Raw genomic sequence first — 19475 nt, 5'->3', positions numbered from 1 at the left:
CTAAAATAATTTATTCACAGCTGCAAAAGGGCTGACCTGGCAACCCTTTCGCAATTAGTTCCTAGTTTACAAAGAGCAGCGGTAAGGCTGGTATGTATGTAATCAATAAAAGTACGATGATCATCAGACCAACCAGCGGTAACGCCACCTTGGACAGATTTTCAATTTTGACATTTGCTACACCACTTGCAACAAAGAGGTTAATTCCAACCGGTGGAGTAACAAAACCAATGGCCAGATTAACAACCATGATGATACCGAAGTGAACCGGATCTACACCGACCTTCATCACAATAGGTAGTAGAATTGGTGTCAAGATTACGATTGCAGCAAGCGCTTCCATAAATGTACCAACGATGAGGAGCAGAACGTTGATGAGCATCAGGATAGCAATCTTATTCTCGGTAAGGCTGAGCATTGCATTGGCAATGGTCGCTGGAACCTGCTCGATGGTCATGATGTTGCCGAAGATGGTGGCCATTGACATCAAGATGATAACGATCGCAGAGGTACTACATGCATCCATAAAACATGGAACGATGTTCTTCAGGTTGAGCTCCCGGTAGACAAAGATACCAACAACAAGACCATAAAATGCTGCAAGTGCTGCGGCTTCAGTCGGTGTCATGATACCACCGTAGATACCACCGAGGATGATAACGGGGACCATAAGGGCCCATTTTGCATCCCAGAAGGCCTTGACAAAACTCATGACAGTTCGTTCACGCTGAACACCCTGCCAACCTTTTTTCTTAGAGTAAATGTAGGTAAAAACCATCAAGGAAAGACCGGTCAAAACACCAGGTACGATACCACCCATAAAGAGTTTACCGATGGAGACCTGTGCAGAAACACCGTATACAACAAAGGGGTTACTTGGTGGAATCATAACACCGATTGCACCGGCTGCCGCAACAACAGCTGCTGCAAAGAGTTTGTCGTAACCACGCTCAACCATTGCAGGGATAGTAAGGGATCCGATCGCTGCAACTGTTGCAGGCCCGGAGCCACTGATCGCTGCGAAAAACATAGAGGTAGCAATTGCCGCAAGAGCAATACCGCCATGCAGTGATCCGAGTAATTCATCTGCCAGGGTAAGCAACCTGCGAGACAGACCACCTGCTCCCATGAAGACACCTGCCGCAATAAAAAACGGGATGGCCATAATCGGGAAGCTATCAATGGAGGTGAATGCTATCTGAGCCACATACTCGATTGGAAGGGTTCCTGCATTAATGATAGTTGCGGTAGCTGCAAGGCCAAGACTTACAGAGATCGGCACACCAATCACAAGGAAAATCAGGAAATAGCCAAAAAGTACAGTCAGGGTGCCGAGGCTTTCACTAAAATATACAGGAACAGCAAGAGCTCCAACAAAGGTGATTGCGATAAGAGTGTCGACAAATCCACACTCTTTATATTGCTTGAACATATCCTGGAACAAACGGATAGCCATGAGACCGAAGGCAACCGGGAGGACCAGATATGGCCAGAAATATGACATGCCGGTACCTGGAGCAAGTTGTGGATATAACTTCAACATCTTCAGGTTATCAACGCCCATATAGAAAATGACAGCGACGAGTGCCAGAAAACAGAGGTCAACAACCATCCAGCTGATCGCCTGGAAACGTGCAGGCAGTCTATCATAGACAATATCAACGCGGATGTTATTTCTTTTTTTAATTGCAATGGGTATTGCGAGATAGGAAATCCAGATAAAAATAAATCGTGCAAGTTCTTCGGTCCAGATAGCTCCAGCAGCATCTGCTGAGAGATATTGACCAATGTATCGGTAAAACGTTTGAAAGGTAATAATCAGGATGATTGAAAGCATCCCCATAAAGAGGAAAGGTTTCTCTACATTTTCATCCAGCCAACTGATGACACTCCCAAAAGTGCCTGGCTTATTTGATGGTTTAGCGTCGGGGGTCGACATGGTTACTTTATCGGCGTTTGCGAGGGTGGACATGTTCTCTCCTCAAAAATTCAGCAAGTAGCGGGGCAGTAGAACTGCCCCGCATTGCAATTACTTCTGGGTATCTTGAACAAGTGTCATAACTTCTTCAGGAATCTCAGAGGCGAACTCAGCCCAGGTAGGCTTGGTTGCTTCAACAAACTCAGCACGTTCTGCGTCAGTCAGGGTGTGAATAGCAATACCCTGCGCTTTGAAAGCTTCATTTGCTTTCACTTCAAGATCAGCAGTAATTCCACGCTGGTAGTTCAGTGCGTCCTGACCTGCTTTAAGTACAACTTCCTGAAGATCTGCAGGCATAGAATCAAACTTCTTCTTGTTCATGAGAAGAATATGCATGGAGTAATTATGTGCAGAATCCATTGCATACTTTAAAACTTCAGTGTGCTTAGCATCGTTGAGAAGAGAAAAGGTGTTACCTTCTGCATCAACGGTACCCTGCTGCAACGCGGTGTAAACTTCACCCCATGCGATCGGAGTTGGATTCATTCCAAGCTTAGCTGCAACAGCAACCTCTACAGGAGAAGCGGTGGTACGGACTTTTAGGCCCTTAAGATCCGCAAGGGACTTGATCTCTTTTTTGGTGGAAACAAAATTTCTGTAACCGTACTCTGAGTACATGATTGGCTTAAGATTGATCTTCTCACACTCGTCTGCGAGATATTTTCCTAAAGGACCATTATCAAGAGCAGCATAAAGATTCTTCTGATATACAGGGCTGGTGATATAAGGCAGATCGAAAACCATGAACGCCTTAGAAAAGTTCGCCATGTTTGGGGAAGAAGCAGAAGCCATATCCAAGGTACCACGCTGGGTGGACTCCATGGTTACACGATCACTTCCGAGCATTGCGTTTCCAAAAAGCTGAACTTTGATTTTTCCCTCAGAACGCTCTTCAATAAGCTCTTTCAGCTTTTCATAACCAAGAGTTACGTTGTTACCTGGTGCCATTGGGTGTCCTAGGCGAAGGGTAATCTTCTTAGCTTGAACAGATGCTGCCACACCCATGGTCAGACCAGCAGCGAGGAATGCTGCGAGAACCTTCTTTCCTAAATAACTCATACTACCTCCAATTGAATACAACCTATGTTTAATGGCGATCAATTCGCCCGAATACGTAGAAACTGCAAAAATGTAGTTCTCTCCCTCTTCGCAATAGTGATGCCATTTTGCAGCAATTACGCTTTTGATCACTAATTCCCTCCTGCCAAACATCCATCCCCTTGCATCGAAAACCAATCTACAATCGAGACACAATCAACAACATTTCGTTTTATTCCAACAACATTGACCACATTCACGCTTTACACATGATAAACTACATTGTGACACAACAATGAGCAGATCACGATTAGCCAGTGTAATTTTGCACCAGAAGGCCCCGCCACTACTGAGAACATTTCCCAACTACGATGGTACATCGAAATACCTATGTTGCACATTTGCACCTTTGTTGAAATTCCATGATTTTCCAGGGACATACAACAATATTTTAATTGATGCATTTTTGCAACTCTAGTTTCGCATATGCAACATTTAATGCAACAACGTAACACTTGAAATGAATATGAGCGGATTAATCCATATACTGGGAGCAGAAAGAAAATGATGCCACAGCAACACAAAGAGCAAACGTTAAAATAGCAAATTTACAATAGCAACATAACGAATTAACGACTATTTTAGAAAATCACCAACCACGTTATAGCTGAGTGGGAAATAAAATCTACTGCGGATTAGAGGGTACAGAAAAGAAAGCAAAGGCAGGCTCAGGAATCCATGATTCCCAAACCTGCACCTTAGGAGAAATCGTAATTAGAGAAGTTCTTGAAGCAACTCCTTTGAAGCCGCAGGTATAACCACCCTGTTCATCAACATTCCAGTGTGCTGAATTGCGGAGCAAGCTGCATCTACTGCTGCCTGCACTGCACTAACATCACCAGTTGCAAGAAAATAACCCTTACCGCCAATTGCCATGGAAACATGAATTCTAAAAATTATGACATCGGCGGATTTTGCAGCAGCATCGGCTGCCTCAATAATATTTGTTGCTGAAAAGGTTTCGACAATCCCAAGGGCACGAAAGGAATCATCGCTTACAGAAACCGACCCTGCAATAGCACCAAAGACCTGTTCGTCAACATTAGCAATGGTGAGTTTCTCAATCATGTATGATCCTGCCTGGGATTCCCCAGCATCAAGCGCGGCATCCACAGCAGACACAGTTCCACCAACGATGACAAGGTACTTACCCGAACAGATAGTTCTTGCCAGTAAAATCTGCACATCAGCTGCCTTGATCATCGCATCTTGAGCCTGATAACCAGCTGCTATACTTGAAAGTTCTATAACACCAATAGAATTTGCCATTGTCTTCTTCACTTATTGTTAATATTACGTTAATTCACAGCGTCTCAGGCTACTGCAAGCTCAATTACATTCTCATTTACACTGAGAACCGTGCCAGCTAAAGGCGCATGGATTTCGCTTCCCAAATCTTTTCCCACAGAAGCAATCTTCTGTCCACCACTCACCTTCTCCCCTACAGAAACAATTGCCTCGGCAGGCTTACCAATATGTTGTCTCATTGGAACAAAAAGAGTCTTTGGACTATAGTTAAAATCTGCAAGAGGGCCGGTGTCACCAAAGCGGTTAAGATCGAGAACACGCTTCAACTTACTTGTTGGCGTGCGACGATATTTTATGAGCGGATGGGGACCAGTGGACGGGAATTCATCTGAGTCAAATCGCATCCCCTGTGAACTGGCAAAGCGCTTGCTTAAAGAGCTTACACTTCCAGGATACAATCCTTCCGGACAGCTAATAAGCGTACAGAGGTTACATTCGCAACAGGCCATGGCGTGCATCTCAGGGACAGACTCACCGACAGGTGTGAACATCAGAGAACGCATGGACTTATGGGGCTGAATGGGGTGCCCAAGTAGATATCTTGGACAGAGTGCTGTGCAAAACACACACTGATCACAGGCGGACTTACCAATCTTCCGCACGGTATCGGGCTGCCCCATGGTCTGCATTCTTTTAACAAGAGTATGATCAGAAGGCAGGATATTAATGGCAGAACTCGTCTTTGAAGTCAACTCACCAAAATCAGTGGTCAATCTTCCCATCATAGGCCCACCTAGCAGCACTGCGTAGTCACTTATAGTAGGCTTAGCGTAGTCGATCAGAGTACTAATTGGAATACCGATGGGAACTTCAAGGGTCACCTTATTTTCAACATCGCCACCAAGAGTGACAAAGGTTGTGGTGACCGGTCTTCTTCGTCCAACATTAAGAAGAGTCTCAACATTACTTACGATAATGCCTTGGGTTATTGGTATCTTACCAGCCTCAACGACCTTGCCGGTTGTCTCATAAATAAGTGTAATTTCATCTCCTGCCGGGTAAAAGTCTCCCACTGGAGCAACTCGAATTCCCCCACTCACATACGTATTCAAATGATCAATTATATGAGTATGCTTTTCCTTTATACCAATAAGGCCTTCACTTGCAGAAGCGGCTTCCATGACCATCTTTAAGCCCGCAAGGAACTCTTCGGTGTGATGGAGGAGTATCTCCTTATCCTTATGGATAAGCGGTTCACACTCAGCAGCATTAACAATAATGGTATTGGCCTCTGAAGCCAGCTTTACATGGGTAGGAAAACCGGCACCACCGGCCCCTACAATACCATTCTCTTGAACTTCAGAAACAATCGGATTCTTGCTCATAATTACTTAAACCCCAAAAACACTCAATACAATCTAACCCCGACAAACGGGATAAATGCCTTGTGAATTACTCGAAACAATACATTTACCTCAACTCAATTTCTTGTTTTTTACGACAGGTTTTGATGAGTAAGGTGCTAAGATGGAACTATCTACGCTTAAGGCCACACAGCACTTTCTGTGTAACACTCTCTACAGTTGCAGCATCCCTTACTTGAAGGTCGTTTCGTAATATGGAAACGATTCTAGTCACGACACTCTTAAGGTCCTGGCCAACGCCAGGCTTCACGCTCGCAGGAGATGCAGAACAAGAACTCTGCTTTCCGTAGACAATCTTTACACCCTTTTCACGCAGATAATCCTTCGCTCCGGATGTAACTATCATACTGTTATCAATTTGAAATTCCTTTGCACCTGTGCTTAGAAAATCAGAGATATTTTCTGCGCTAACCAGCTTCTTCTTCATAATTTCTCCATCAACATCAATATTTGTTTAGCAACAATCTGAAAACCCTACAGCATCGAGTAAAAATCCTACGTGTCCTTTAACCTCAACCTTTAGGCACGTCCATCTCATCGACAATACCCACAATAATTGCATCTATGGGAGAGTGCCTTCCAAGCTTTGCCAGCCTTGCCGAACTACCAGTGGACACAATGACATTCTCACCAATACCGGCACCTACCTGATCTACAGCCACAAAGGCCCGACAGTTTTCATTGGTCACCGGATCGACAGCCTGAACAATCATTAGTTTCATTCCCTGCAGACTTTCTTCCTTACGGGTGGCCCAGATATTTCCAACTACTTTTGCAACTATCATTTATGTACCTCTTTAATTTCGTTCAATTTCAATCCCGAATTTCTTAGCACATTCTTCTGCAAGAGATGTTACAAGAGCTTTTCCGGAAACACCAATCCGCGTCACTCCTTCAGCAGCACACTTCTCAATATCTTTTTCACTGAGAACTTTCGAAGTAACTCTCACCACTCTTCTCACCTGTTTCTGAAGCGGGCAAAGGCCAAAATCACTCAATGTTTTTGCGTAATCAGAGTACAGTTGATACAGTTGTACGGGGGCGGTTTCTTCAAATTTTGTATAACCATACTGATAGACTTCCACAGTCTTACCGCCCAGAAGAAGCGCGAGGACATCCTTGGCCTTACTCGAAGTTGCCTTACCAACAGCAAGATCAGCCATGTCCTCTACTTCAAGCCTTGGAAGAATATATCTGTCAATTTCGCCCGCGTTATACACATCATCCACGCAGAGCACGTTAACCTTAGAATCAGCGCTGCCTGGCAACCTAAGCTGGTCTGCCTCACTCCTTGAGCCAAGGACAAGAACATTTTCCACGTCATGCCCACTGGATAGCTGTCCAAGTATCTGTACCACCAGTTGCTCTACGAGTTCTTTATCAACACGCACACTGAACCTCTGCGACATTTTTAATTATTGTACATCTGGTTTTTGAACTACAACCGCTGGCATTGCCTTCATCAAAATCAATATGCATGGATAATCTAAAATCTTTATTCACACGGATAAGAACGTCACGGAAAATGACTGGCCTGGCACTCTCTGTCTGAACACAAACAAGGTCCATATCCTTAACACCAAGACGCTCTGCATCATCAGGGTGCATGTGGATATGTCTGCCAGCCACAATAACCCCGCGATCAAGAGCAATTAAACCGTCATGTGATGAAATAACAGCACCCGGAGTGCCATCAAGATCACCTGAGTGTCGCACCGGAGCATTGATTCCGAGCATACGAGCATCAGTGACTGAGAGCTCAATCTGCGATTCTTTTCTAAATGGTCCTAAAATAGCAATATTGTCTACCACACCCTTTGGACCGATGAGACGAATCCTCTTATCGAGAAGATATTGACCAGGCTGTGAAAGTTCACGTATTTGCTTAGGAGGCTCACTGAAAAGTTCATACCAATCTTTTTCGGAAAGATGAGCGTGTTTCGCAGAAAGCTCTATTGGTATATCATTGTTATTAGATGGCTGAGACTGCTCTCTGAGTCTCCTTGTTACTTCCCCAACTATTGCTGAAATGAGTTCTTCACTTACGGCCATAATCTACTCATGCCTCTCAATATCTTACGAATCCATCTACCCCCAGCTTCTGCATTCGTTGCAAAAGCGGGTATTTCTAAGGTGCTAATCAGCCCTGACCATCTCCACAGGGACCGGTTCGTCCCAATCAAACCTTTGGCAGCGCAGTTCCGTCATTTTCGGGAAGTACAATTTCCACATCCTCATGGGGACGAGGAATGACATGGACACTCTTTACCCGGCCAACAGCTTTTGCCGCTTGTGCTCCTGCTTCAGTTGCTGCCTGGGTGGCCCCAACATCACCACGAACGATGATTGAGATGAGTCCACTGCCTACTTTTTTGATTCCGGCAAGAGTAACGTTTGCTGATTTCAGCATTGCATCTGCTGCCTCAATTGCGGGAACATATCCAACGGTTTCAACAATGCCTAGCGCACCGCGTGGCTCTTTGGCAGTAACTGTCTTTTTAGCTGCAGCCGGCTTTCTGGCTGCGACCGTCTTTTTGGCTACAGGTGCTTTTCTTTTACGTGGTTTGCTTTCAGCCATTGTGTCCTACTCCAGAATTCAATTCGCTCTACAGTCTGGCCCGGCGGCGGCCTACAATACACCACCGGTCCGGACTGTTTCTCACTTGGGCCAGTTATGCCTTTGGAAGAATATCTTCTACATCGTTATGCGGACGTGGAATCACATGAACGCTCACGAGATCACCAACTCTCTCAGCAGCAACAGCACCTGCATCGGTGGCTGCCTTTACAGCACCAACATCGCCACGTACAACAACACAAACCAAACCTCCGCCTGCCATGGTGGTTCCAACCATGGTTACGTTTGCAGCTTTTACCATTGCGTCAGCCGCTTCTACTGCACCTACAAAACCTTTTGTTTCGATCATTCCTAAAGCATTCATGATAAATCCTCCGTTTCGGATAATAGTACGTCAATTAATGAGTTTCCAGGTGAAGACGATCTCTCATTTTTCTTCACATAGAACGTGGTAGTTTCTGTCCATAGGTGAGACATTTTTTCTTAAATCAAGGCGCGAGATAAATTTAACCACAGGCATATACTTAACATTCCGAGGATCAAATTTTGAGCGCAACGACGAGCTAAAAAAAAATGGCCATTTATGGACAAACACTTAAATTACAGCGCCTTCTTTAAGCTTTTGCATAACCAGCTCAGTTATTCTTGTCACTTCGTCAACATTAACAGCTGGAACAGCAGCTGTTTTTGGTGCAGCCTGATCCTTGCCAAAAGCCACCCTTCGCACATTAAAGAGGTGTTCCGGACCAACGTTATCAGAAGTTGAACTTCCGCCCTCAGTACCACATCCCAGAGTAAGAGAAGGGGCGAGCGCAGTGGAGATACCAACCGCACCGTGAGTGGATCCCGTGTTTACCACAAGCCTTGAAACAGGCTTTGCGATGGCGAACTCCCGGATTACCGCTCTGTCATTTGAATGGATTGACAGGGTGTGACCAATACCGCCATTGATGAGTAGTTTATGACAGTACTCACAAGCCTGGCGCCAATCTTCAACGGTATAGTAACCGATAAGAGCGGTGAGCTTTTCTTTTGAAAACGGGAATTCAGGTCCGATACCTTCTTCTTCATAGGCCAGCAGACGAGTTCCCGGAGGAATTGTAATTCCAGCCATGGCAGCTACAGTCTGTGCATCCTTACCAACGATCTTTGGATTCATGCCGCCACCGGGACGTTCCATAATCGCTTTAACCTTCAGCACATCGTCGCCTTCAAGAAAAAGACACCCCTTAGCCTTCAGTGTCGATTTAACCTGATCTGTGATTACGCGGTCTGCAAGTATCGCCTGTTCTGAGGCACAGACAGTTCCATTATCAAAGGTCTTGCTCGCCATTATTTTTTCAACGGCATCTTCGATATTGGCACTTCGCTCAAGGTAAACCGGCACATTACCAGAACCTACACCAAGAGCTGGTTTTCCGGAGCTGTACGCCGCCTTAACCATTCCAGGACCACCAGTTGCAAGAATGAGATCGGACTGTTTCATCAGCTCCTCAGTACCTTGAACTGTGGGAACACTCATGGCGTTCACGAGATCTTCGGGTACACCTTGCTCAGCCAGCACTCGCTTGATCATAGCAACTGTTGCATTGATACAGTTTAAGGCACTAGGGTGGGGGGCGAAAACTATCGCGTTCCCGGCCTTAATTGCGATAATGGCCTTGAAGATAGTGGTCGAAGTAGGATTTGTTGAAGGAATCAGCGCTGCGATTACACCTGCAGGTTTAGCAAATTCCCAAATACCTTTTTCGTCATCTTCATTGATCATTCCCACGGTCTTCATGCCGCGAATGTTATCCAGAAGCATCTCACTTGCGAGAAGATTTTTTGCCTTCTTATCTTCCCACTTTCCGAACCCTGTCTCCTCAACTGCATGCTTTGCGAGGACTTCAGCATTCTGAACAGCACTCCTACCGATAGCCTCGGTCACTGCATCGATCTGGCTCTGACTCAGGCTGTTAATTTCCAACCTGGCCTTTTGTGCGGATCGTACCAGTGATCTGGCTTCCTGTATGGATAAGAGATCTTTATCCACCATAGTTCCTACTCCTTGCTGATTTTAATTTACGCGACACTCTCACACTATCGCGTTCTGCCACTCGAAATGTGAGGATCACTTTGAGTGATCGTCGCACCCCTTAGACAAAAACTAAGCGAGCTTGATATTTTCCTGAGCGAGTCTTCTCAACACCTGCTCCACAAGACGACTTTCCTCATCTGAATTTACACCTGCCCCTGCACCTACCGACTGCGCTGCTGGCAGACCAAGCAGTTTTGCCGCATTACCGTACATGATCGCTTCTCTCGCCTCGGGCGTGAAAGGAAGATCTTCATAGGTTTTCAGTGCTGTTTTGAAATCAACAAATGGATGGGCACTGGCATAGAGCACCTTATCGGTAATCATGGTGTTTACAGCCTGGATATAGGCTTCAGACAGAGGGGAACGCTCATATTCTGAAAGATCCACGTACACATTGGCATTTCTCTGAGCCACGTTGATCATCTCTGAAATCCATGGATAACCACCATGGCTGACAATGATCTTCAACTCTGGGAAATCACGTGCAACGAAATCAATGTACCGTGGAGCAACATGATCCATCACTGCCTGGGGAACCAGAGTTGCAGGGCCGGTTGTGATGATCATTGGAACGTCGAGTTCACAGCACTTTGCGTAAAAAGGATAGTACTTTGCATCATTGACATAGATCTTTGCAAGGTACGGATCGATTGCTCCACCTTTGAGACCCTTGTCAACAATGGCTCCGGTGAAATCACGAAGACCTGCCATGCCCTTGTGGGGATCAAAGCCTGCAAAGCCGATAAACATATCCGGATATGCAGCTACAAAATCCAGAACAGATTGATTATTTGATTTTGCACCATAGGTTGTTTCACAATCGCGCCCTGTTATTACTGCCTTAACCACGTTATGCGCCTTAAGATCACCCACAACTTCAGGCATGGTCTGGGGTGCCATGGAAGGAAATTTAATGAGATCACACAAGCCCGCGAACATTGGGCTGTTGCCGATTCCATCTAAGGTTTCCTTGGTGTTCGGCCTAAATCGAAAGTCTATTATGCCCACTCTGTTAGCCTCCTGTTTTGTCCAATTTCTATATAAATATTCGTTATCAGAACAAATTTTGGTCTCATAACATGCAGTAAACTTGTCAGATCCGCCTGCCATAATGGGTATAAAGCGTCACCTGCAAATCCTGTAATGCCCGGCTCTACCAAGACGATAAAACTGAACGTTCTAAATGTTCTCAGCCGAATAGCATATTGTATGCCAAGTGGATAACTACCTATTTTAATTATTTTATTTAGAATGAAGAAACTGCTGGAGGGAGTTACAACGTATCTAAGGTGCATAAATGCAACAGCACTTATTTCCCACTGCTTAAATCCTGCAACCGACCGTAGAATTTTCTTTACACGAGTCGAAACAGAGCCAAAAACCAGCTGTTAAGGACGGAAAGGACGAGTAAAGTTGCAATAACGCACCATGTTGCGCTTTCGCAACTCACCGTTATAGGGATGAGTTATTACGTGCATGGGGGGGGTAAAAGTGACTTTTCCACCTGGAAGTGAAATAGTATGCCCGTATTTTTATCTTTTCTTAGCTCAGAGGCCTGTTCTACGTCTCTTTCTGATCAGGGTCTCCAGCTAAACGTAAGAGCAGATCTTTTTCCATCTGCACAATCACCTTAACAAGAGTCTCACTTTTACCAACAGGACCAGAATCATTCCAACCTTTTACAAAAGCACGTTCTGTATCCTCTCTGAACTTGTCCAAAGAATCTGCTATCACTTTATAGCATAACAGTTTTTGCAGAATATGGCGTTCCTCACTACTGAGAGCGTCTGTATCAACATCTACATCGTTATCTATTGGTATAATCATATATTACTCATTGTGAAATGAGGGCCTAATGATTCCCAGACCACATCTCCAATTGAAGAATACGCCTGGTCCGGCCCGACATGGTAGTCTGTTGCATAACTCATGGTACCCCAAAACAGAACCGAGATCACCACCAGTAACTTGAAGATACTTCCAACTATCATCAACTCACACATTTTAGGTTAGGCGACAAAACCGCCGACAACAATCGTTATTCACTTCCAGAAGAATTTTCCAATGTATCAAGCTCCTTTAAGAGATCAGCAAGATAGTTTTCTGTGCTCATAAGAAGAAGCTGGGCACTATAACTTTCCGGATTCTTTTCGTAATTCTCACGGGATTCTACAAGGATGGTTTTTGTCTTTTCTATCTGCTCTTTCAATGACCGGGTGGTGTTCATAATGTTCCTATTATTCCTATTTGCTCTTTATCATGATTTCTTAATAAAAATGTTTCAGGAATATAGCTACCAGAAGTGAAAAGGTAAATCATTAAGCAAGCCCATTATCCTACCCAGCGACCAACAATATCAGAGTAGCTCCGCAAAATAAATCAACATCAGAAACTAAAAAAGCCCTGAAGCGATTGCAACAGGACCTTCATCAATACATTCAACAGACAGAGCAGTGACAACTCCTATTCGGTGATTCCAACTTGAACAGTTATTGGCTCAACAACCCCAATTTGCTTCACAAAATTGCCCAGCCCCTGCAGCAGTGACCAACTAATAGCCTGTCCCTTGGGAATAATCATCGCCCCGTTTTTCGCCAACACATCCTGAATAGGTACCATACCAACTGTAAGCTCCTGCACCTTAACCGATATGGTCTGCACCTCATAATTCATCTTAATTTCAGCAAGAGCATCTATATATTTTGGATTGTACTGATCCCTTTGCTTTCGTAGCCATGAGATTGCTTCCCCCCTGTTTGCTCCCCTAAAAATCTGGCGATCAAAATCAATGACAACTCTTAATATCTGAGCTCCAGCAATGACTTCTTCCACTTCTACATCAGCGAAATCTTCAGTATAATCTTCAAAAGAGAGCAGCTGCAAGGCAATCATTCTGGAAACATTTTCAAGGCGGGGAATTTTTTCCAGCAGCTTCGCACCAACATCCGGGTGCCTTTCATACATCTCTTGTTCTTCCGCGGACAGATCTATACCGGAATACATCTTATTAAGAACGTCTCCGGGAAGGGTTATACAACCAATTTGAGAAACAAGGGCAGCAACCTCATACTGCCAGGATCCCGGCAGACTGAATTTTTCTGCCAGCTGTACCACGAAGTGTTTAATCCTGCCCGCCGAACTAAAAGCCAGAGGATTTGCTATGCCCAGCAACTCAGACAAGACACTCACGCTGCCACGGAGAGTTTGCTGAAGTAATTCCTTTTCAGCATTGAGCAATCGATACTGTCTCTGGGCAAGGGCAAGGGAAGTTATAAAAGTTGCTGGCGGACATGGTTTTGTGAGAAATCTAAAAATATGGCCTGTATTGACCGCCTCCATGGCAGTTTCCTGATCAGCATTTCCGGTCAACATCATTCGAACGGTATTCGGATAGAGATCCTTTACTTTTGCTAGCAACTCAACCCCATTCATTCCAGGCATGCGCATATCCGAGACGATAACCGCAAAGGGACCCTTCTCTTCGAGTACTTTCAAGGCAGCAGCACCCCCTTCAGCAATCTCAAGCGTAAACCGCTTTCGCAGTTGTCTTTTGATCGATTGCAGCACATGGGACTCATCATCAACAAAAAGTATCTTTTCCGTCATAGTGTTCTACCGCGCATGGATACATGGATATTTCAAAGTATTAATTTCACACCTACATTAGCCCATTATACTGCTTTTAGAGGGCAGGTCCAGCTCTCTTATCTGCACTACTCCATAAGTTCTTTACACAATTCAGTCCACGCCTCAAGCTTTCCACCCACACCAGCAAGAGTTAAGTACTCTTCATTTAACTCCGGTGGAGCCCCTGTAATCTGATCAGGATGTAATTTATAATAGATGACATCAGCAGCATGAACTGCAATTGCAGGAGAAAAAGAAGGAGCAGGATAACTATCCAGCCTATGATGAAAAGTGATTGCTTCGATAACATCCCCCTTAAGACCCCAAAGTCCAATGAGGTAACCACCAACATCACAGTGGTTTGCTGAAAAGACATCCTGTTCACACTCCACAAGGGACATCCCGGTATCATTAGCCATTTCCACGGCCTCGACAAAAGATTCCTGCACATGTGAAAAGAGTAACAATTTACCAATATCATGAATCATGCCTGCAATAAAAGAGCTGTCCACAATATCCTTATCACTTGTTTCAGCCTGGGCAATCTTTTTGGCAAATGCCGCTGTTGTCACAGAATGTGACCATAACGATACTGCCGAAAACGAAGCATGATTCGCTGGACTGATTTCGGAGAACACTCCAACCCCAAGAACAAGGGCCTTTACTGTATCGAGACCAAGAAGATTGACAGCATGTGCAGGGCTCTCAATTGTTTTAAATAAACCGAAAAAAGCAGAGTTCACCAGCTGTAGGACCTTAGCACTCATGGCCATATCCTGCTCAATGATCTTAGCAACATCACTAATAGCACATTCCGGATCTTTCAGCGCCTCCTGCAGTTGACTATAGACATCTGGCAAACTCGGAAGCCCTCCAAGGCTTGAAACAAGACCCTTGAGCTCTGTATTCACCATCAATTCCTGCAAGGCACAGGCCCTTGTTAACACCTCTTTCAAGGTATCCGGATCGGAAGGTTTGGCAAGAAACTGATGCACAACTCCCACAGTTCGCATTACCGAGTCATCATCTGCCTGGCCTGTCAGCATTATACGGATGATATGTGGATGCTCCTCCTGCACAGTGGTCAACAGCGTAGCACCATCCATTCCTGGCATCCGCATATCTGACACAACAACATGAATCTCTTTTTCCGCCATAATTTCAAGAGCCTGCTTGCCACCCTCAGCAAAGTTAAAATCCATCTCCTTGCGCATGGACCGGAGCATTCTCTTAAGGCCTGAAAGAATATTAGGCTCGTCATCTACAAATAGAATCGATTTAGTCACTATTCAGTTACTCCTCAGTCATGAGATTCTTCTGTTCTTTGTCGTCAAGCGGCAAGTGGATAGTAAAGATCGTCCCTTTCCCTTCCTCTGAGATCGCCTCAAGACTTCCGTTATGCTTTTTTGTTATTATATCATGGGCGATGGCAAGCCCCTGACCTGTACCTTTACCAACTTCCTTTGTGGTAAAAAATGGATCGAATATCCTATTGATTATATTTGCGGGGATGCCCTGCCCTGAATCCTGAATCTGGACTTCAATGAACTGGTCCATGCGATGTGTCTTTATGTCAATGCTTCCAAGCCTGGATTCATCCCCATCCTCTGCACAGTCTGCAATTGCATGGGCAGCGTTAACTAAGATATTGAGAAAAACCTGGCTTATTTCATTAGGTAGACACGGGACTGAGCTCCCTTGTTTGGTCAAATCCAAACGTACATCAGCAATACCCTTCCACTCATTTCTGGCGACCGTTACGATTGTTTGTATCAAGTGATTAACATCGGCCATCACCTTTTCACCGGACCCTGGGTGGGAAAAATCCTTCATGGCAAGAACGATAGAGCTGATCTGCTTTACACCATCCTGCGACTGGATGATTGCCTGGGGTATTTCCTCACCCAGATACTCCCAGTCCATCTCTTCTCTTAGATCAACAAGCTCTGCGTAGGAGTCACCTCCTTTTCGCTGATCGGTCTCGATGTAGCTCTGTTGTATTTCAACAAGTTTTCTCACGTCCGAGAAATTATCCTGCAGAAAATCGAGATTTGATCCTATATACTGGACCGGTGTATTAATTTCGTGTGCAATGCCTGCAGCAAGCTGCCCCACTGACTCCAACTTTTGTGACCGCTGTAATTGCTCAACCATTGCCCTCTGTTTTTCCTCTAAATCCTTCCTGCTACTTATATCTCGTAGAACAGCAGCCACAAGCTCTGTCCCCTGTTCAAGTTTTAAGTATTGAAGCTGCACATCAACTGGGCTTAATTCTCCTTTTTTATTTGTAAATGCCGATTCAAAATGAAAAATTTTTTCAGGTTTTTTCTTTAATTTTTCTACATAATTAACATTTAAGAACTGTGACCTTCCCGGAAAAATATCCTCAAGAGTCAGCTTAAACAATTCATCCTCGCTGTATCCTGACGAATGAAGAGCAGCCTGATTTACATAAGTGAAAAGAAGCGTCCTGGGTTCAACAAGAAAAACACTGTCATTGATCTGATCTAGAACATTCTTCAGTTTATTCAAATCGTTCTGAGTAAGATCAACCAGCAGAATTTTTTTGCGCAAGTTCCAAAACCCAAACGACAAACCGATCAGAACAACAAGCCATAACCCCGCTAAGAAAAAAATGTGACGACGAAGAGTCTGTTGTCGATAGTCATACCACTGTTTCATAGGTACAGAAATAGAGAGGCCACCGCGCACCTCCCCCACCTGATAGCCCTGAGTTGCATGACAGGCAAGACAGGCCCCGGTTACCATGAGCGGCTTCATCACTCGCAGATAATCATTTCCGTTCATCTGCTCCAGACTGCTCACCTCGGCCACTCCCGCCTCAAACTTCTTTAAGGCTTGAGCTTCCCACTCATCCGCCTTATTTTCTGGTCGAATGGGCAGAAGACTTGTTATATGGCCAACCACACCATTATTTTCAATTTCAAGTTCATGAACCTGGCGGGTCATATAAGCCGGGTTGATAAGAGTAAGCTGACGCCCCCCAGATGGAGTTGCAATATCTCTTTCCTTGCTTGTTAGATAGGGGTTAGGAACAGTTTTGTCTGAAATCGAACCGTAAACTCCACCATTCAGGGCATTCCATTTTCTGTAAATTATATCTTTCTCTAGTCCTGTAATAGCCTGGATTCTTGCAAGCTCAACCGTAGTGACTTTGGTGGAATGGTAATCATACACTCCCATTGCAATGATAAATATCGTCCAGAACAACGCTAAAATTGCAAAATTCAAACTAAGAGGAATCGCCGGTTTTTTCATAAATGAATCGTATTATCTGTGTACTTTTTCCATTAACTGCTCGTCACATTCTTCGCAAAGATAACTATTTACACAAATAGACACCAAACCTATATGCAATTACGCTAGTTTGATTTCTTTCATAGCTCAGACACTTCTCTTAATAATTATCTCACAGCTTTTAATTTTTGCAAATTATTGCATTATTTTCCTCGGCTAGCGCGACTTTCAACAGAGGATAATACAATAAGGGTGAGTCCATATCGTTGGGGTGGGAATACAAACACGTTGTTGTGATGGACAAGGCTGAACATGTAGCCAGCAGACCTAAGGTGATGTTCCTGCAGATAAAAAATATATTTGTGCTGGGCGGAAAAACAAAAAAAAGGTGAAGGTACTATAATGACAACACTCCTCCTACCTGCAGAACAGAACCATTCCACAGACACAAACCACTACCACCCTGTTTATTTCCCCACCCGAAACTTTTTTAGACGGGCTGTTCTATAGACGAATGTTTTTTTGAATCAAGCTCCATCTGCGCCTGCTTTATAAAAAACAGAGACCGAACAGGAAAGGATACAAGATAGACAAGGAGCATTGCTAGGGGCAGAACAAGTTGTAGTAGAAGGGGAAGAAACAGAATTAATACGATGGCTTCTTGTAGTAATGACATATCACACCTCCATTAAGTTGTACTTACTCGAGTGTTTGATCTTTCATTACCTGTCATACTACAACCAGTCTCTCACAATTACCTGACAGCAGAAAAAAAACATCAACGCGCTTCTCCCTGTTGTTACGTCATTCCTAAAAACCAATCCAGTCCTTCATTAGCACAGCTAACAGTTCAGTTAATTACAATTAACTTTACTAACAACCCATACCTCGCGTATCCTGAGCCACTGTTCAAACATAGACGGTAACAGTTAAATGGAGACGATGTGAAAATAGGTATTATAGCAGCAATGGAAGAAGAACTGGCCCTTCTCAAAAATAATCTCGAAGATGTTCAAACCTCATCTTTTGGACAATTCAGATATCACACAGGCCGAATAGATGATATTGAGGTAACTCTTTTTCAGTGTGGTATTGGAAAGGTGAACGCAGCAGTTGGGACAACATTGCTTCTTGATAAGTTCAATCCCGATTTTCTGTTAAACACTGGTGTCGCCGGTGGATTCCCTGATCATGTTAAGATAGGAGATGTGGTCATTTCATCCGAAGTGAGCCACTATGATGCAGATGCAACAGCCTTTGATTATAAACTCGGCCAAATTCCTAAAATGCCACCTGTGTACAAAGCAGACACTCTTCTTTCTAGACTTGCCTATAAAGCCGGGTCCATTTGCGACGATATCTCCGTTCACCACGGGCCAATCCTTTCAGGTGACTCCTTTATCCACACAGACCAACAGGTCTCTTTTCTGGCTGATAAATTCCCCAGTGTGATGGCAGTAGAAATGGAAGGAGCAGCTGTTGCCCAAACCACCTTTCTCTTTAATGTACCTTTTGTTTTGATTCGCTCCATTTCTGACAAGATTTCTGAACAGGGCAACCCAGCAACCTACTCAAAATGGCTGGAAAAGGCAGCCTCGAACTCAACTAAGATAGTACTTCGAATAATCCATGAACTACAGGACCAACAATGGACACAATAGCTAGTTTTACAATTGACCACACAAAACTGAAAAGAGGCGTTTATGTCTCCCGCCAAGACAGGATTGGAGACGGTATATCAACAACCTTTGATATTCGCATGAAAGAACCAAACAATGAGGCTGCACTCAGTTCTGCCGCTGCACACACCATAGAACATATTGGTGCAACATTTTTACGCAACCACAAGGAATATCGAGACAAAATACTCTACTTCGGCCCCATGGGCTGTCTAACAGGGTTTTACCTGCTTCTCACTGAAAAGATAGAGTCCGTTGCAATCATCCCCCTCATTCGTGAATTGTTCAATTACATTGCTCAATTTAGTAGCGAAATACCCGGTGCTTCAGCTATAGAATGCGGCAATCACACCTTAATGGATCTTCCAAAGGCAAAGGCTGAGGCCGGTACATTCTTTAGAGAGATACTAAAGGATATCAGACCGGAAAACCTTGTCTACCCAGAGAATTCCAGTCTTAAATAAAGTTTTTGGCCAATCCGCATAAAACAAGCAACACAAGCCCC

The 19475-nt window shown here is 44.4% G+C and carries 21 protein-coding genes; 2 read left to right on the top strand and 19 right to left on the bottom strand.

What is annotated here, in order from left to right:
* Positions 1–61 precede the first annotated feature (61 nt).
* The 19 genes from ACX6CI_RS21530 to ACX6CI_RS21440 form a co-directional block, all read right to left on the bottom strand.
* The gene (locus ACX6CI_RS21530) at positions 62–1939 is read right to left on the bottom strand and encodes a TRAP transporter large permease (RefSeq protein ID WP_458778500.1); all 1878 of its coding nucleotides are present in this window, start codon (positions 1937–1939) and stop codon (positions 62–64) included.
* Between the two features lie 90 nt (positions 1940–2029).
* Positions 2030–3037 (bottom strand): TRAP transporter substrate-binding protein, encoded by a 1008-nt coding sequence (locus tag ACX6CI_RS21525; RefSeq protein WP_458778499.1) that lies wholly within the window; start codon positions 3035–3037, stop codon positions 2030–2032.
* Positions 3038–3790: 753 nt separating this feature from the next.
* Positions 3791–4345, bottom strand: coding sequence for a BMC domain-containing protein (locus tag ACX6CI_RS21520; protein ID WP_458775703.1), 555 nt, complete (start codon positions 4343–4345; stop codon positions 3791–3793).
* A 44-nt stretch (positions 4346–4389) separates the two neighbouring features.
* Positions 4390–5709, bottom strand: coding sequence for a 4Fe-4S dicluster domain-containing protein (locus ACX6CI_RS21515; protein ID WP_458775702.1), 1320 nt, complete (start codon positions 5707–5709; stop codon positions 4390–4392).
* A 148-nt stretch (positions 5710–5857) separates the two neighbouring features.
* Positions 5858–6175, bottom strand: coding sequence for a hypothetical protein (locus ACX6CI_RS21510; protein WP_458775701.1), 318 nt, complete (start codon positions 6173–6175; stop codon positions 5858–5860).
* Positions 6176–6260: 85 nt separating this feature from the next.
* Positions 6261–6533 carry a EutN/CcmL family microcompartment protein gene (locus ACX6CI_RS21505; protein ID WP_458775700.1) on the bottom strand — a complete coding sequence of 91 codons (273 nt, stop codon included), beginning with the start codon at positions 6531–6533 and terminating at the stop codon, positions 6261–6263.
* Positions 6534–6545: 12 nt separating this feature from the next.
* Positions 6546–7139, bottom strand: a complete 594-nt coding sequence (locus ACX6CI_RS21500) for a hypothetical protein (protein ID WP_458775699.1) — start codon at positions 7137–7139, stop codon at positions 6546–6548.
* The gene (gene pduL, locus ACX6CI_RS21495) at positions 7129–7800 is read right to left on the bottom strand and encodes a phosphate propanoyltransferase (RefSeq protein WP_458775698.1); all 672 of its coding nucleotides are present in this window, start codon (positions 7798–7800) and stop codon (positions 7129–7131) included. Before pduL ends, ACX6CI_RS21500 begins: the two co-directional genes overlap by 11 nt.
* Positions 7801–7927: 127 nt before the next feature.
* Positions 7928–8206: a BMC domain-containing protein gene (locus ACX6CI_RS21490; protein WP_458778498.1), complete on the bottom strand. Its 279-nt coding sequence runs from the start codon at positions 8204–8206 to the stop codon at positions 7928–7930.
* Between the two features lie 214 nt (positions 8207–8420).
* Positions 8421–8690, bottom strand: a complete 270-nt coding sequence (locus tag ACX6CI_RS21485; RefSeq protein WP_458775697.1) for a BMC domain-containing protein — start codon at positions 8688–8690, stop codon at positions 8421–8423.
* 231 nt (positions 8691–8921) lie between these two features.
* Entirely contained in the window at positions 8922–10364 is a 1443-nt protein-coding gene (locus ACX6CI_RS21480) for an aldehyde dehydrogenase family protein (protein WP_458775696.1), read from the bottom strand.
* Between the two features lie 111 nt (positions 10365–10475).
* Positions 10476–11414, bottom strand: a complete 939-nt coding sequence (locus ACX6CI_RS21475) for an amidohydrolase family protein (RefSeq protein WP_458775695.1) — start codon at positions 11412–11414, stop codon at positions 10476–10478.
* A gap of 552 nt (positions 11415–11966) precedes the next feature.
* A complete protein-coding gene (locus ACX6CI_RS21470; protein ID WP_458775694.1) occupies positions 11967–12233 on the bottom strand; it encodes a hypothetical protein in 267 nt (88 codons plus the stop codon).
* Positions 12230–12397, bottom strand: coding sequence for a hypothetical protein (locus tag ACX6CI_RS21465; protein ID WP_458775693.1), 168 nt, complete (start codon positions 12395–12397; stop codon positions 12230–12232). Before ACX6CI_RS21465 ends, ACX6CI_RS21470 begins: the two co-directional genes overlap by 4 nt.
* Positions 12398–12444: 47 nt before the next feature.
* The gene (locus ACX6CI_RS21460) at positions 12445–12633 is read right to left on the bottom strand and encodes a hypothetical protein (RefSeq protein ID WP_458775692.1); all 189 of its coding nucleotides are present in this window, start codon (positions 12631–12633) and stop codon (positions 12445–12447) included.
* Positions 12634–12869: 236 nt separating this feature from the next.
* Positions 12870–14012, bottom strand: coding sequence for an HD domain-containing phosphohydrolase (locus ACX6CI_RS21455; RefSeq protein ID WP_458775691.1), 1143 nt, complete (start codon positions 14010–14012; stop codon positions 12870–12872).
* Between the two features lie 107 nt (positions 14013–14119).
* Positions 14120–15319: an HDOD domain-containing protein gene (locus ACX6CI_RS21450; protein ID WP_458775690.1), complete on the bottom strand. Its 1200-nt coding sequence runs from the start codon at positions 15317–15319 to the stop codon at positions 14120–14122.
* Positions 15320–15326: 7 nt separating this feature from the next.
* Positions 15327–17312: an ATP-binding protein gene (locus ACX6CI_RS21445; RefSeq protein WP_458775689.1), complete on the bottom strand. Its 1986-nt coding sequence runs from the start codon at positions 17310–17312 to the stop codon at positions 15327–15329.
* A 469-nt stretch (positions 17313–17781) separates the two neighbouring features.
* Complete coding sequence (locus tag ACX6CI_RS21440; protein ID WP_458775688.1) at positions 17782–17967, bottom strand: hypothetical protein; 186 nt, start codon at positions 17965–17967, stop codon at positions 17782–17784.
* 268 nt (positions 17968–18235) lie between these two features.
* Between ACX6CI_RS21440 and ACX6CI_RS21435 the strand changes: the two genes are divergently transcribed.
* Both ACX6CI_RS21435 and ACX6CI_RS21430 read left to right on the top strand, forming a co-directional pair.
* Positions 18236–18952 carry a 5'-methylthioadenosine/adenosylhomocysteine nucleosidase gene (locus ACX6CI_RS21435; RefSeq protein WP_458775687.1) on the top strand — a complete coding sequence of 239 codons (717 nt, stop codon included), beginning with the start codon at positions 18236–18238 and terminating at the stop codon, positions 18950–18952.
* Positions 18940–19434: an S-ribosylhomocysteine lyase gene (locus tag ACX6CI_RS21430; protein ID WP_458775686.1), complete on the top strand. Its 495-nt coding sequence runs from the start codon at positions 18940–18942 to the stop codon at positions 19432–19434. The genes ACX6CI_RS21435 and ACX6CI_RS21430 overlap by 13 nt, the downstream gene beginning before the upstream one ends.
* Positions 19435–19475: the final 41 nt, after the last annotated feature.

The organism is Desulforhopalus glucosivorans (genome assembly GCF_054397165.1).
The sequence above is the reverse complement of the archived record's forward strand: the minus strand, read 5'-3'. Positions and strand labels throughout refer to the sequence as shown.

What these genes read in the sequence shown, in the direction of transcription:
- ACX6CI_RS21460 (WP_458775692.1), bottom strand. Translation starts at nt 12,633, where the DNA reads ATGAACACCACCCGGTCATTGAAAGAGCAGATAGAAAAGACAAAAACC.
- ACX6CI_RS21480 (WP_458775696.1), bottom strand. Translation starts at nt 10,364, where the DNA reads ATGGTGGATAAAGATCTCTTATCCATACAGGAAGCCAGATCACTGGTA.
- ACX6CI_RS21470 (WP_458775694.1), bottom strand. Translation starts at nt 12,233, where the DNA reads ATGATTATACCAATAGATAACGATGTAGATGTTGATACAGACGCTCTC.
- ACX6CI_RS21455 (WP_458775691.1), bottom strand. Translation starts at nt 14,012, where the DNA reads ATGACGGAAAAGATACTTTTTGTTGATGATGAGTCCCATGTGCTGCAA.
- ACX6CI_RS21530 (WP_458778500.1), bottom strand. Translation starts at nt 1,939, where the DNA reads ATGTCGACCCCCGACGCTAAACCATCAAATAAGCCAGGCACTTTTGGG.
- pduL (WP_458775698.1), bottom strand. Translation starts at nt 7,800, where the DNA reads ATGGCCGTAAGTGAAGAACTCATTTCAGCAATAGTTGGGGAAGTAACA.
- ACX6CI_RS21505 (WP_458775700.1), bottom strand. Translation starts at nt 6,533, where the DNA reads ATGATAGTTGCAAAAGTAGTTGGAAATATCTGGGCCACCCGTAAGGAA.
- ACX6CI_RS21485 (WP_458775697.1), bottom strand. Translation starts at nt 8,690, where the DNA reads ATGAATGCTTTAGGAATGATCGAAACAAAAGGTTTTGTAGGTGCAGTA.
- ACX6CI_RS21525 (WP_458778499.1), bottom strand. Translation starts at nt 3,037, where the DNA reads ATGAGTTATTTAGGAAAGAAGGTTCTCGCAGCATTCCTCGCTGCTGGT.
- ACX6CI_RS21430 (WP_458775686.1), top strand. Translation starts at nt 18,940, where the DNA reads ATGGACACAATAGCTAGTTTTACAATTGACCACACAAAACTGAAAAGA.
- ACX6CI_RS21515 (WP_458775702.1), bottom strand. Translation starts at nt 5,709, where the DNA reads ATGAGCAAGAATCCGATTGTTTCTGAAGTTCAAGAGAATGGTATTGTA.
- ACX6CI_RS21520 (WP_458775703.1), bottom strand. Translation starts at nt 4,345, where the DNA reads ATGGCAAATTCTATTGGTGTTATAGAACTTTCAAGTATAGCAGCTGGT.
- ACX6CI_RS21465 (WP_458775693.1), bottom strand. Translation starts at nt 12,397, where the DNA reads ATGATAGTTGGAAGTATCTTCAAGTTACTGGTGGTGATCTCGGTTCTG.
- ACX6CI_RS21440 (WP_458775688.1), bottom strand. Translation starts at nt 17,967, where the DNA reads ATGTCATTACTACAAGAAGCCATCGTATTAATTCTGTTTCTTCCCCTT.
- ACX6CI_RS21510 (WP_458775701.1), bottom strand. Translation starts at nt 6,175, where the DNA reads ATGAAGAAGAAGCTGGTTAGCGCAGAAAATATCTCTGATTTTCTAAGC.
- ACX6CI_RS21445 (WP_458775689.1), bottom strand. Translation starts at nt 17,312, where the DNA reads ATGAAAAAACCGGCGATTCCTCTTAGTTTGAATTTTGCAATTTTAGCG.